The organism is Bacillus sp. FJAT-22090, assembly GCF_001278755.1.
In the GTDB taxonomy this organism is placed as follows: domain Bacteria; phylum Bacillota; class Bacilli; order Bacillales_A; family Planococcaceae; genus Psychrobacillus.
In genome coordinates this window covers 1,166,705-1,180,062 of sequence record NZ_CP012601.1, presented here as the reverse complement: position 1 = coordinate 1,180,062, position 13,358 = coordinate 1,166,705, and the positions used below count along the sequence as shown (strand labels likewise).

12 protein-coding genes are annotated in these 13,358 nt (G+C 33.6%); 1 reads left to right on the top strand and 11 read right to left on the bottom strand.

Translation table 11 applies throughout. The features are described from left to right. Nucleotides 1-164: 164 nt before the first annotated feature. The 8 genes from AM499_RS06260 to norA form a co-directional block, all read right to left on the bottom strand. Nucleotides 165-923: an ABC transporter ATP-binding protein gene (locus tag AM499_RS06260; RefSeq protein WP_053589386.1), complete on the bottom strand. Its 759-nt coding sequence runs from the start codon at nucleotides 921-923 to the stop codon at nucleotides 165-167. Between the two features lie 4 nt (nucleotides 924-927). After that, entirely contained in the window at nucleotides 928-3,234 is a 2,307-nt protein-coding gene (locus AM499_RS06255; RefSeq protein ID WP_053589385.1) for an ABC transporter permease, read from the bottom strand. A 1,076-nt stretch (nucleotides 3,235-4,310) separates the two neighbouring features. Then, nucleotides 4,311-5,888 carry a DUF4179 domain-containing protein gene (locus tag AM499_RS06245; protein ID WP_053589384.1) on the bottom strand — a complete coding sequence of 526 codons (1,578 nt, stop codon included), beginning with the start codon at nucleotides 5,886-5,888 and terminating at the stop codon, nucleotides 4,311-4,313. Next, nucleotides 5,866-6,432, bottom strand: coding sequence for an RNA polymerase sigma factor (locus AM499_RS06240; protein ID WP_053589383.1), 567 nt, complete (start codon nucleotides 6,430-6,432; stop codon nucleotides 5,866-5,868). The genes AM499_RS06245 and AM499_RS06240 overlap by 23 nt, the downstream gene beginning before the upstream one ends. 263 nt (nucleotides 6,433-6,695) lie before the next feature. Beyond that, the gene (locus AM499_RS06235) at nucleotides 6,696-7,004 is read right to left on the bottom strand and encodes a hypothetical protein (RefSeq protein WP_053589382.1); all 309 of its coding nucleotides are present in this window, start codon (nucleotides 7,002-7,004) and stop codon (nucleotides 6,696-6,698) included. 164 nt (nucleotides 7,005-7,168) lie between these two features. Continuing rightward, nucleotides 7,169-7,735: an NUDIX hydrolase gene (locus AM499_RS06230; protein ID WP_053589381.1), complete on the bottom strand. Its 567-nt coding sequence runs from the start codon at nucleotides 7,733-7,735 to the stop codon at nucleotides 7,169-7,171. 284 nt (nucleotides 7,736-8,019) lie between these two features. Further along, a complete protein-coding gene (locus AM499_RS06225; RefSeq protein WP_053589380.1) occupies nucleotides 8,020-8,463 on the bottom strand; it encodes an NUDIX hydrolase in 444 nt (147 codons plus the stop codon). A 446-nt stretch (nucleotides 8,464-8,909) separates the two neighbouring features. After that, the gene (norA, locus tag AM499_RS06220; RefSeq protein ID WP_053589379.1) at nucleotides 8,910-10,085 is read right to left on the bottom strand and encodes a multidrug efflux MFS transporter NorA; all 1,176 of its coding nucleotides are present in this window, start codon (nucleotides 10,083-10,085) and stop codon (nucleotides 8,910-8,912) included. Nucleotides 10,086-10,203: 118 nt separating this feature from the next. Between norA and AM499_RS06215 the strand changes: the two genes are divergently transcribed. Further along, the gene (locus tag AM499_RS06215) at nucleotides 10,204-11,037 is read left to right on the top strand and encodes a MerR family transcriptional regulator (RefSeq protein WP_053589378.1); all 834 of its coding nucleotides are present in this window, start codon (nucleotides 10,204-10,206) and stop codon (nucleotides 11,035-11,037) included. A gap of 120 nt (nucleotides 11,038-11,157) precedes the next feature. Here AM499_RS06215 and AM499_RS06210 read toward each other — a convergent pair whose 3' ends face one another. The 3 genes from AM499_RS06210 to AM499_RS06200 form a co-directional block, all read right to left on the bottom strand. Further along, the gene (locus AM499_RS06210) at nucleotides 11,158-11,730 is read right to left on the bottom strand and encodes a GNAT family N-acetyltransferase (protein WP_053592114.1); all 573 of its coding nucleotides are present in this window, start codon (nucleotides 11,728-11,730) and stop codon (nucleotides 11,158-11,160) included. 57 nt (nucleotides 11,731-11,787) lie between these two features. Then, complete coding sequence (locus AM499_RS06205; RefSeq protein ID WP_053589377.1) at nucleotides 11,788-12,237, bottom strand: GNAT family N-acetyltransferase; 450 nt, start codon at nucleotides 12,235-12,237, stop codon at nucleotides 11,788-11,790. Between the two features lie 145 nt (nucleotides 12,238-12,382). Next, nucleotides 12,383-12,889 (bottom strand): nucleoside deaminase, encoded by a 507-nt coding sequence (locus tag AM499_RS06200; RefSeq protein WP_053592113.1) that lies wholly within the window; start codon nucleotides 12,887-12,889, stop codon nucleotides 12,383-12,385. Nucleotides 12,890-13,358 lie beyond the last annotated feature (469 nt).

The following is a 13,358-nucleotide window of genomic DNA, read 5'->3' as shown; positions in this document are numbered from 1 at the left end:
TAATCAGCGCTTCACCACAGAGAATGAAAATTGTTTGAGGAGTCCATACAAGTAGTCCACCCAAATCCATAGACTTATTAATGTACGCTCTCCTCTTTTTTAACGATGGAGCAGGGTATACTTAATTGTTGTTTTTTTTCTTTTCTTTTCTTGAAGAAATTAAATCATATTCCTACTTCTCTCATTTTAACTGTAACTTCATCAACTCTATTTTCAATTTCCTTCCCGTCAAACTTCGGAAGCTTCAACTCGCTCACGATTTTTCCGTCACGCATAAACATAATACGATCTGTCCGAGCTGCAACTTTTGCGTCATGAGTTACAAGCATAAGCGCGGTTCCGTCCGAGTTGATTTCGGAAAATATGTCCATAATCTCCTCCGAAGATTTAGAGTTGAGAGCGCCAGTAGGTTCGTCACCGAAGATGATTTTCGGATTGTTCATAAGCGCTCGGCATATTCCTGCACGCTGAAGCTGACCTCCCGAAACCTGTGTAATATCGCGCTTTTCAAGATCTCCAATGCCTACCCTTTGCATTAGCATTCTTGCCTTCTCAGATATTTTTGGTGCGTTTTTTCTGTTGTTTCGCATTGACGGAAGAATAATGTTATCGAGTATATTTAGATTTTTCAGCATAGTAGGCTGCTGAAATATAAATCCCATTTTTATTCTGCGTATTTCTGAAAGCTCTTTCTCCCCGACCTCCGTAAGATCCATGCCATCAAAAACGACCTTTCCGCCGTCTACGCTGTCCATTCCACTCAAAGCAAACATCAGTGTAGATTTTCCCGATCCCGAAGGACCCATAACTGCAACGAATTCACCCTCATTTATATCAACGGACACTCCGTCGAGAACATTTCGCTGTTCATCGTCCACGCCAAAAGATTTCACAATGTGATCACCGATAATAATCTTATTCATATGCCTACTCCTTTATATTGTCAGAAATTTTTATTTGCCCCGCACCTGATGTTCCCAACACTGTAGCGATAAGCACCGCGACTATCATCATCAGCGGACTTAGCAAATACGCTGTAAGCGGATTAACTGTAAAATTAAATGTTGACGCTCCAAACGAAGCAATAAGCGCGCCGGCAAGGACCTCTCCGAGAGTGTTCGCGAGAAGCGTACCCAGAATAATTCCGACAATCAGAACGAAAACGGAACGAGAAACATACTGTGTCTTAATGTCCGAGTTTGTAAAACTGAGCGCTTTCATGACAGCAATGGAATATCTGTCCTTTGCAATAAGCATTTTCATGAACAACAGTGTAACTAGTACTGTAATAATCAGTGCAACGGCAATTGCTGCGTAGGAAGCCATTTTAACGGAACTTATTGTCGAGCCTAGGGTCTGAGAAACAAATTCATCAATGTCGGAAGTCTTTGCAAAATCGAATTTGTCCGAATATCCTAAAACCTTGCTTTCGACAAGAGATTTATCAGAAAGTTCAACACAGACGATGGTCCACATGACGCTCGCCGAATTGTCGGTGAATACAGCCTTTGCGGTTTTGCCGCCGTTGGTGACATCCGAATATATTCCGCTTACCGTGAGATTTTTCTCCTTCCCTTCAATCACCAGCGTCATGACCTCGCCGACCTTTTTGCCCAGATCATCGGCGTTTATAGACGAAAGAGAGATTTCGTTTTCTGCAACAGGAGCTCTGCCCTCAGAATACTCTATAGGAAATACCGAATGGTCACCAAGTTCAACTTTTATATTTTCCTCTGACCCGTTACTCGTTTTTACTTTGAATGTCTTAGTTGTCATAACAGCATATTTCGAAACGGTACTGTCGCTGTCGATTGTCTTCACAATTTCATCGCTTTTGTCAGTTATATTGGTCTGTATGCGCAGATCGTAGTTTCCAATTCCCATATATTGAATGAAGCTTTTTTCAGAAATCGTGTTGTAAAGGTTTTGTGGAACAATAATTATAAATGCTGAAATCACCAGTACTACAAGCATTGTGACGTAAAGTCTTTTTCTTGCGAAGACATCCTTGATTCCGAGAAAAATATTCGTACTAAACAGTCTGTTTTTATTTAAGGAAAAACGCTTAGCGCCAGCCTTTTTTTCCTGGGAAGTACCAAAGCGTATAGCTTCTGAAACGGAGATTTTCTTAAAACGTTTCAGCACTCCATTTACATAAGCAACAATTGCAAGAAATACAACTAGTATTCCAATGATTCCTAAAACTATTGCAAAAGAAGAATTTTCGCTTTCGCCCATAAAAAGCCGTATATTTTCAAGAAGAATGCCTTGAAACATAAGCGAAAGAACAAAACCAAGAATACTACCTGCCGCCGCAATAGCTGCATATTTTGCAAGATATATCTTCTTTATGTCGGAAAGATGAAGCCCAATTGCTTTCATAACACCAATTTCACGGTAGTCATCTTCAATTTTTGCTAGGAGCGTAAAACGAATGCTCATAAATGCGATGGCAACGACAAGTGCGCTTACAAGAAGGATAACCGCAATCATCATCCCGTCTGAAATGGCGTTCATCGTTTTGAAAAGCGTATATGTAACTGTTGGTCCGTTCGCTTCAAGTCCAGCGGAAGCATAAGCTGTTTCAAATTCACTTATCGCCGAGAAATCCTTTAATCTAAACTCAATCAGATACTCGATACTTCCAAGGTCTTTAATTTCCGCGAAATCATTGATGCTTACAAGAAATCGCTTTGACGCGGAGAGCGAGGAATTCATAGTGGAATCACGGAGAAATCCCGCAATGGTAAATTCCTTCCCGCTTATTACCGCTTTGTCACCTACCTTTGTGGTTTTGTCCCTCATATAACTGATTGGAACATAAATTTCACCGTCGGAAACGTTGATGATGTTACTATTAAGATCAAGAAGATAATCGAATTTTTCGTTTTGTATGCTTAAGCCGTTATCCTGAACACTATTCGCAAGTGAATTATCGCCCAATATAATTTGCGTACTGTCTATGTTGAGAAATTCAACCACCTGATAATCATCGACATTGCTATTTTGCTCAGCGAATGATGCAAGCCGCTCAGTATCAATTTCACCCGAATGCATCTGCATAAAATGAGGAGTCTTAGCATTTTTCATAAGTGTATCTAGCGAGCCCGAAAGATTGACGACGAGTATCGCCGCGAGCGAAACAAGCATAGCCGCAGCAGCAACAAATATCATTGTAGTCAACGTTATCGCTTTGCTCTTTAAAATGTCATTGCCTATTATTCTGTTATACATAAGTCACCTCCGTATTAGGTTTTCTTTCATAATATAAATCTAACAGATAATTAAAAAATTATAGTACATCTCAAGACCGAGATTTTATGCATCTTAAGGTTGAAAATATTTCCCAAATAATTGTCCTTTTCAACAAAAAAGAGCATTATTCCTCATCGGGTTAAAGCTCCTATTAGTCAAAGAATATTATTCATAATTATATTAATCCCTCAAAATTTACTTTCAGAACTACATTCTCCTTTTAATTTGTACATAAGGAAGATGACAAAAAGTCAATCTATTATTTTATTATTCAAGCACATCGATTGTTACATCACATATTTAGTAACTGACCCAATAACAATTGACCTAATGTTTGTCATTAGCATTAATATGGTGATTACTAACATTTTAACGATACAAATTGTTTATTTTTGCATAATTATAATTTTCCTTTTATATGTAGTTTTTTAATAAGCCTTGTAATCTGTCTTTTTTAAAGTAAATTTTAATTTTTATACATAGATTCCCCTCCTGTTACATTTGTATAGAGCTTGAATAACACGTTAATTATACAGTTTAATAAAACAGTGAATTAATAAGAATTTGTAAAGATTTCCTGTTAGCCATCCATGAAACGCAAAATCAGCGATTCTTTATCAATACTTCCTTGGACATTTACACTTTCAGTTTTTACTCAACTATAACTGTCATATATGTTTTTTCGATAAAAAGTACGTTACCAATCACTTGTTGTTTTACTAAATTAGCTTGAGGAAATTCGTGACATACTCCCGTTGACTTAAATATTGTATATCCAACATTTGATTTATTTTTATTATTCTTCATTTTTCACCTTAACAATTTTGTTAAATAATGTACTTCATTTATTATTTCTTATTACTTATATTTCCGTTCAATAAGAAAAAGAGTTGCCTAAGCAACCCCGATGACTTTAAACTAAAGTGCCCTGTTAATTGTAGAAAATTGTAGTCATTATTGTTTGCAATCACGCATATAAAAAAGCGACCACTTTATACAAAATTTGTTGACGAAGACACTTTCTTCTTTATTTTCTATCCTATAGGCTTATTATTTTATTCATATAACGGAACTCTCCATTTTTCCTCTAGCTCATAATAGCTAGTTGCAGTAAGCAAATGTAAAGACATTTCCTCTGGGATTTCATCTAAACCATTAGTTTTGAAATAGATGGATCGCATGTTACTTTCTTTTCCCTTTGTTGTAGTTTCATTGTCAATTCTAAAAGATTTTCCAGTATCGTCCCTCAACACCCATATACCAAGTTCCGCTGCTTTGCTTTCTTTATTCACCTCCATTTCAATTTCAAAAAAAGTCGGTTCACTTGTATTAGCTGCACTCTGTAATTCTGCGTTTTTTATTGTTACTCCATTTCCCATATATTTAAATGAAACAGGATTTTCCTTTATTTTATTTGGATTGAACTTAACAGAAAAATCAGTGGGAACTACTTTATAGACACCATCCAATACAAAAGTGAGTTTACTGTCAATTTTATCTGGTACAAAAGCTTCCTTCCAAGCTGTATGACCTAATTTTCCTTTTCCTCGTGCAGAACTAATGATTAGTTTTTCGTCCATTGCTTCCTCCTGATTAAAAGGTGAAAATTTCAGAATAACTTCCTTTTCTTCATTTTCTATATGATATTTTATAGATGTTCCAAAAGTATTGAACTCAGTTACGTCAAATCCAAACTGTTCTTTTAATGATTGAAAATTATCCTCCACTTTTACTTGCTCTGATGATTCATAAGAAGTTTCATACAACAATGTATTTGAAGTGGGAGCGTACTGTATTTCCTTTAGATTAATTGCTACTCCATTAATATTGTGGGTAGCATTATTTAGAATTACATTTTTAGTTTTATCACTGTTATTTGTTAATTCAACTGGTATCTCTAACTCCCATTTTCCCTGTTTGCCGTTTAACTCGACAAGATGAAAATTGATAGTTACTTTTTCTAATCCAGGTTCATCACTAATAAACACTTGAAAAGAATTATAATCTAACCCTCTATCCATTCTGTAACCCATGGAGTAGGTGTACTCACCATTGTAACCATTAACTGAAATTCGGTTACCTTTATTTGATTCATTTATGTTTGGTCTCTCTGCTACACCATCTTCATTAATAACTTGTAAAGATAATGCCACTCGTGATGAATCTACAATTATATCTTCTACTTTAAATATAAGATCCTGATCTGATACTTCCAAATTAACCCTTTCGCTCAACCCTTCATCTGATGCCATCTTTAGTCCTTCATCTACCTGTTTTGTACTAAACATGCCTTCTATAAACTGAGCAAAGCTAGGGCTTAATGTAGCAGTCAAACCTAAAGCTAACACAATGCTAGCTGCTAATAGAAATATACGATTCCAGATTTGTTTTTTTCTTCGTACATCTTTCTGTTTGTATGGTTCCAGTTGTTCCAGAACAAGTGATGCAAAATCATCCGGTAATGTTGGTGATTGTAAATTTTCTTTTAAAAATTGTTGTTCCTCTTTAAAGAGTTGAACAATACTTGTACATGTATCACAAGTGTTTATATGTGTAAGTATTTGAGAATGTTCTTGTTGTGTTAGTAGGTTATCAGCGTACTGGGAAAGTTTATCTACCTTCGGACAGTTCATAAAAATAGCCTCCTTCCCGATTTACCGTTTCTCTCATTTTTTTCTTTGCTCGATGAAGTTTATTACGAACCCCTGAAAGTGGTACTTCAACCAGTTCACTTATTTCTTCATAGCTTAATTCATTTACATATCGTAATAGAATAATCATTCTTTCATCCTCTGGAAGAGTTGAGATCAATCGTTCTAACTGTCTACTTTTTTCCTTTTTCAATAAAATAACTTCTGGATGAATAGAATCTACAACTCTTTCTTCGTCTATTTCTACTTGTTTCATTTGGTAGCTTTTCTTTCTGAACTCATCCATACAATGGTTTATAGTCACCCGGTAAATCCAACTCGAAAAAGAACCCTTATTATCATACTTCCCAAGCTGGTGATATACTTTAATAAATGATTCTTGAACCAAGTCTTGAGCAATTTGCGGATTTTTGGTCATCCGTAAAATAGTCGCATATAGCAAGTTTTTGTATTTATTTATAATGTGAGTATAAGCCTGCTTGTTGCCAGTTAATACTTCTTGAATCCACTGCAGCTCTTCTTCCATATGAACCTCCTTGTAAAACGATTATGCGCATATCTCGTTTCTTTCTCTCTTCACTAATAACGAGTTATATAGTTAAATAATTTCAAGTTCTTGAAAAATTTTCAAAAAAAGTTGAAATCGATAGGTTGAATTCATAAAAAAGATCGTTCATTAAATGTGAACGATCTTTTTTCTCATCTTTAACTAGGCAACTGTTAGTTGAACAAGATTGGTAACTTATCAGCTTATAAACTATTCAATTCCTCAAACCATTTAAGAAGCCATTATTGTGGCAAGGCAACTTGAGATAAGTCTAATGTTTGCAATACTTTATCTGAATATGTATTGATTAAATATAAATCCCATTGACATTCTATATCTCGTGCAACACATAATGCTAATTCATCTTTATCATTCAAATCATCAGCATCATGCTCATCGTCTTCAAAAGCCATTGTAAGGTTATCACACCACTTTGCAAACTCGTATTGTGAGAACTTATTTTCTCTTTTACAAATGTTATTTAACAATTCCTTTAAGTTATCAAAAGTATAAGGGAGGTTAATTGAGGTCTCATTCCAATTCCAATTCATAGAATAATCACCAACTTTTTTTACTACCTATTTTATCATAATTATTCAACTAACTTACCCAGGTAGTCCAAAAGAAAAAGAGTTGCCTAAACAATCCACTATCCTCAACTAAAGCACCCGTTAGTTTAAGTGTTAGTTTCACAAACATCCTCATTTAATTGATTTTATTTTATAATGAATAAATCTGGATGTTCTTTTAACAATTTTGAAAGAAATAATAGTTGAGGAAAAGGTATTAAAAATAAATCTCTATTTATATTTCCTTTTAATATCACTTTTCCATTTTGTTTAATAAAATCATTTAAAGTAATTTTATTATTACAGATAAAATGAACATCTTCTGGAGTTAGTAGTAGAAGCCCATTAGTTTCTGAAGAGGGATTTGGTTCATTTTCAGAGTAGGAAAGATACATTATTGATAAAGATTCCTGCTCATTTCCTTTAACTAAAATTGGAGCTATTTCCTCGCCTAACCCTATTATGGAAGGCTTATTTCCCCACTCACTCATATGATAAGTTATTGGAGAATTTATTGGAGTTATTTTCATTGAAGCCTCTTCAAAAACTTCACGCCTAGCTGTCTCTAATGCGGTTTCTTCAAATTCTTTATGCCCACCAAGTCTAACTACTCCAAGGTTATCTGCCTCTTCTGTAGGACCAACCTGAAAAATAAGCAGCCCCCGATATAAAACGTAAGCACCCGACGTTTTTACATTTTGATTAATATTAATGTCACTGACTCCCCTAAAATAATTTAATGTTTATTAATTGATAAGACTCCTAATCCTCAATGTTTATATTCTATTCTCGTTTTTTATTTCCTCTTTCACTAACCTGCTGCGTTAGTTTAAGTGTAACATTTCACAATGAAACACCGAGATTTACTTGTTATTTTGAACGTAAAAATAGACCATCTTATGATGGTCTTGTTTAACTAAAGCACCCGTTAGCTCAATAACAAAGGCCTTACTCCTTTTGAAGTAAAGCTCCCGCTAGTTGAATAAGAGAATGCCAACTACAATACAACTGTTTTTTCATTAGTGCTTACTAATTTATCCGCAAGTTTTATATTTTCCTTTAAATAAATAGGTATAGTTGAATTCTCAAGAATTTGCTTGGTTGTCATCCAAAAAACACTGTCAACTTCATCAGGACTCTTAGCAAAGGCTTCTCCAGATTCGTGGTCACATAGAAAGACGATATCTACAACACTTATTCCCGCGTCTGTAACAAAGGAAGAACTATTAACATATCTAAGATTTGAAACCTCTACTCCAATTTCTTCAGCAATTTCCCTTTTAAGTGTTCTTTCTAAAACATCTGTTGAGTTTCCTTCGTTTTCTACCTTACCACCAACAAGAGATAGTGAACCTCCTGCGTGTTCTTCTTTTTCGCTACGTTTTATTAAGAGCCATTTTTCATTTTTGTATATTGCACCTTCAACATTTACGATAAACATATTCTTACCTCCAAAAAAGAATCTTATGGTTATTTTCTACACAACAAAAGAATTCTCCTGTATTAATTGTTCAGTTATTACTCCAACGGCATTACGTTACCGTTCCTTACTCATTTCTAAAGTCGTATGAATCATCAATAGCGATTTCTATACAAAACTGAGACTGCAAAAAACGTAAGTAATAGTTTTAACTTTCTAATGTTTATTAATCCTCTCTTTTAAATCATTCAATTGGTAATGCATGCTTATTGGACAAACCGACGTCGTTAGTTCAATAACGATATTGTTGAACTAACCTGTCTATTAGTTCTATAAGTTCAACACAAATAGAGGCTTTCCCTTCTTGGATCAACACAACGTTAGTAATCTGCGTATTTATTAATCTATTGGATTCCATAATTTGCTGCTTCTGAATTTAAATTACCTTTTTCTCTAAATCGAGGATATCAATTTCCCCTTCTTTTGAAATCATTTGCACTTTTCCAGAACAATGTTAGAACTATCCCGAGAGCTAGTATTACAGTCGCAAAATAGTAAGGATAGTTAATATTTATATCAAATAACATCCCCCCTAAAATTGGACCACAAATGTTCGCTAAACTTGTAAACATAGAGTTCATTCCACCAACGAAACCTTGTTCATTCCCTGCGATATTCGAAAGATATGAAGTAACAGCTGGTCTAAATAAATCGAATCCTACGAAAACAATAAATGTAACAAGTAAAATGGAAAAATAGGAATGAACTACAGTCATTAAAAAGACAAGTAAGGCTGATAATATTAAGCTGTAACGAATCAGTTTAATTTCTCCCCAAATTCTTGTTAGTCTATCAAATAATATGACTTGAGATGCTGCACCAAAAATTGCACCACCTGTGATAACAATTGCGATATCCGATGGTTTAAATTGAAATTTGTGGTCCACAAATAAACTAAAGAATGATTCAAAAGCTGCTAATCCAAAAGAGGCAATAAAAATTAAAATAAACGCTAAGAAATATTTTGGTGCAATTATACGTTTGAAGCCCTTCTTACCTTCTAATACTTGATCATTACTTTCTTTTGTACGATTTGGCTCAGATAATAAAATTATAGAGAGTATAGCAGCAATTGTACCAAGTGCTCCTGCAAAGAAGAACGGTATCCGTGTTCCAAATTCCGCCAAAAATCCACCAATACCTGGGCCAATAATAAATCCTGTACTAATTGCAGCTGACATATAACCGAGTGCCTTTGGGCGAGTATCCAAATTTGTAATATCAGCAATAAAAGCCGTAACAGCTGGCATTATAAATGCAGCACCAATACCACCTAAAATACGAGAAATAAATAACACTTCGATTTCTTTACCGAGACCGAATAAAAATTCGGAGATGCCGAAAATAAACAAACCAATTACAATCATAATTTTCCTACCCAATTTATCTACTGCTTTCCCTGCAAATGGTGAAACAATCAATTGAGCAATTGCAAACGCCGCTGTTAAATAACCAATTGTTGTTCCAGTTATGCCTAATTCATTCATCAGTGTAGGTAAGACTGGAATTACTAAACCAATTCCCAAAAAGGCGATAAATAAATTCATTAATAATAATCCTAAGGTGACTTTATGTGTTTTCATTTTCTATATTCTCCTTAACATACTAATTGCTGTAAACTAACTTGTATGGTTTCATTTGTTTACAATTTTTATCCTAGTGTATATAGTAGCTATATAGTCAAGGGTGGTGTTGTAAAAAATGAATAAAAAGAATGGAAAATATTTAACTACAGGTGAATTTGCAAAGCTTTGTAAAGTAAACAAACAGACACTCTTTTATTACGATCAAATCGGTCTTTTTTCTCCGGTATTGAAAAGTGAAAAAGGATATCGATATTATTCAATTCGCCAATTAGAACTATTCTTTGTTATTGATTTATTAAAGGATCTTGGTATGTCGCTAATTGAAATTCAACATTACACGCAAAATAAAACACCTGAAAGTTTTTTATCCTTAATGTATCAAAAAAAGGAAGAGATAGTAAAAAAGCGTCAGGAGATTGAGACGAAGGAAAAAATTATCGAGGCAAAAATCGCATTAATGGAAGAAGCAGAACACATAGATTTTCATCAAATTACACTTGAACAATTACCTGATGTAACACTTTATATAAGCAGAAATATTGAAAATATAACTGATGAAGAATTTGTAGAGGTTTTTTCAGATTTTATTAATGAATTGAACGAATCACATCTGGATACAGGATATCCAATAGGCAGTATAACGAAACGAGAGCATGTATTAAAGGGAGAATTTACTAATTATAGCTATTTATATATTGAACAACCAAATCCACAGGAAGGACATCCTTATTTTCGAACTGTTAAGGGTGATTTTCTCATTGGATATCATATTGGGGATGAGAAAACAATACATAAAACATATAAGCTACTTTTTTCAGAGATGGAAGCTTTAAATTTAACCTTAGGAGATTATATTTTTGAAGAGTACATTTATGATACAGTCGTAAAAAATCATAAAGAACATTTCGTCACCAAAATTATGATAAAAGTCGATAAGATAGAGAATTAATTGTATCTTTAAATAACCTCTAATAAAACTTCGTAAATGAGTTTGAGAAATTGATACACATTATATTCCATATGTAAACAAAAAAGCCAACTTAATGTTGGCTTTACTCGTTATATTAACTTAGTGACTATTTATATTTTTCCAGTCTTCTTTGGTAAGAGTGTAATGATAATGCGTTTGGTCTTCAATTTCAATATCTCCATTAAAACGAAAACCGCATTTTTGACTAACTTTACTTGAGCTTACATTGCGAGGCAGAACAACTGTATTAAGTTGTTCTACATCTGTATTCTCAAACAAATATGTAATCAATCCTTTTACTGCTTTCGTTATGTATCCACGATTTCTGTAATGTTTTGAAATAGCATAAGCAATTTCTCGGTTTGGTTCTTTTAGTTCTTCTTTAATACCTGTATTGCAGAAACCTATAAATTCGCCAGTTTCTTTTAAAACAATTCCCAATTTCAAATAATATTGACTACCTATATTAGGTACAGCTAAAAAAAACTCCTTATTAGATGGTATTTCATAATTTGAAACCCAGTTCAATCGTTGTTCCCTTGTTGAACGCCATTCAGGCAAAAATTCATAAACTTCGGGTTGTGTGGTAATTTCATAAATGCTTTCTACATCTTCAATTCTAAACTCTCTCAGAAATATTTCACCACAGTCTATTGTAAATAAATCGTTCATTTCCATCCCCTATCTTCCCCCCTCTCCTAAAATTCATTAAGCACCCAATTACACCATTTATTTGGATATCCATTCATATTGAATATCTGGTAAATTTTCTTCATTTTCGTGTCCTCTACCTATGATTTCAAATCCATGTTTTTCATAAAATCGTTGTGCATTTACATTTACTTCAAATGTGTATAATGTTAATCTTCCACTTGATTGTGCTTTTACTCGATCTAGTAATGTATGACCTATGCCGATTCCTTGATAATCTATGTGAATATATAGTTGGCTTATTGCTCTTTCATTATAGGCAATCATTCCAACTACTTCTTCATCAATTATCGCTACATCTACTTGATACTGTTCGGATAATATATGATTTAAAAAATACACGTGATTTTCAAAGCTGTGAATTTCTTTCTGATTAACAGCCTGTTCCTTACTATCTCGCCACATATCCACTGTCTGCTTAGCGTATTTGGGTGTATAATGAGTAATTATTATTTTGTGTTGGTTCACTAAAATACCACCTCAAGTCTATTTAATTTATGTTATTTTCCTGTTAGCTATTCGATGCATATTAACTGTTACAAGTTTTATAGCTTTATAAAATTCATTCCTAGTTTATTTCACAAACCTGCGCAAATAGTTGAGTAAGTTTTTTCTATTTTAATGCATTTCGTAAGTTTATAACATTATTTGGATTAACTGCCCATTCAATCATAAGCTCTTTTTGCCTATACTTTAAGTCTTCATATGGTTGTTCAATCATTTCTACTACACTAAACCTTTCATCGCAGACCTTAGATTCTTTTATTTTTCTATAGCCACCAAATCCTAAGTCGTCATTTAGTATCCAAACTACTCTTTTTATATTTGCAAATAAAATCCCACCCGTACACATAGGACAAGGCTCTAACGAAGTGTATATGGTGAATTTCTCTCTTTTTATTTTTGCGTTAAATATTGCTTGTCCTGCATTTCTTATAGCATCAATTTCCGCGTGGGCAGTTGCATCTTTTGCTGGATGTACTCTATTTCGTCCTCTTGAAATTAAGTTAAAGTTTTCATCAACAATTACTGCGCCTACTGGGTATGTATTTTCCATTAATGCTTGCTCTGCCTCTTCCAACGCCATTTCTAAAAAAAGTCTATCTTTATCAGTATTCATAAATTTCCCTACCTCAACAATTGGATTTGTGTAATTTTTATTCTTCAACAATAGTGCTCTTTTGGTTTTTGGAGAATTTGAATGAAATTCAAACTTCCAACCAATAATTCATTATCATAAGCTTTAAAAGTACATAAATTATTGTTGTTTAAGCCACTAAAAAAATAATGACATGTGAAATCACCATCCCACCCAAATCGACAATAACTCTTTGATAACCTCAATATAGAATTTTTAAACTTTATATCACAATCACTTCTAAACATTGCGTCACCTACATTAATAATTCTATACAGTTATTAAACTAACCTGCCTCTTTAGTTCATAAAATAAAAAATTCAAATTCTCAATTGATACAAGAAACAATAAAAGATGGAATGAAAGTTCAATTTCACACCATCTTTTCTCTTCTGAAAGTACTTATTTTCAACAGCTTTCAAACTATTTAACCAAAGCATTATTTTATATG

What these genes read in the sequence shown, in the direction of transcription:
- AM499_RS06210 (WP_053592114.1), bottom strand. Translation starts at nt 11,730, where the DNA reads ATGAACGATTTATTTACAATAGACTGTGGTGAAATATTTCTGAGAGAG.
- AM499_RS06260 (WP_053589386.1), bottom strand. Translation starts at nt 923, where the DNA reads ATGAATAAGATTATTATCGGTGATCACATTGTGAAATCTTTTGGCGTG.
- AM499_RS06255 (WP_053589385.1), bottom strand. Translation starts at nt 3,234, where the DNA reads ATGTATAACAGAATAATAGGCAATGACATTTTAAAGAGCAAAGCGATA.
- AM499_RS06215 (WP_053589378.1), top strand. Translation starts at nt 10,204, where the DNA reads ATGAATAAAAAGAATGGAAAATATTTAACTACAGGTGAATTTGCAAAG.
- AM499_RS06200 (WP_053592113.1), bottom strand. Translation starts at nt 12,889, where the DNA reads ATGAATACTGATAAAGATAGACTTTTTTTAGAAATGGCGTTGGAAGAG.
- AM499_RS06245 (WP_053589384.1), bottom strand. Translation starts at nt 5,888, where the DNA reads ATGAACTGTCCGAAGGTAGATAAACTTTCCCAGTACGCTGATAACCTA.
- AM499_RS06235 (WP_053589382.1), bottom strand. Translation starts at nt 7,004, where the DNA reads ATGAATTGGAATTGGAATGAGACCTCAATTAACCTCCCTTATACTTTT.
- AM499_RS06240 (WP_053589383.1), bottom strand. Translation starts at nt 6,432, where the DNA reads ATGGAAGAAGAGCTGCAGTGGATTCAAGAAGTATTAACTGGCAACAAG.
- AM499_RS06225 (WP_053589380.1), bottom strand. Translation starts at nt 8,463, where the DNA reads ATGTTTATCGTAAATGTTGAAGGTGCAATATACAAAAATGAAAAATGG.
- norA (WP_053589379.1), bottom strand. Translation starts at nt 10,085, where the DNA reads ATGAAAACACATAAAGTCACCTTAGGATTATTATTAATGAATTTATTT.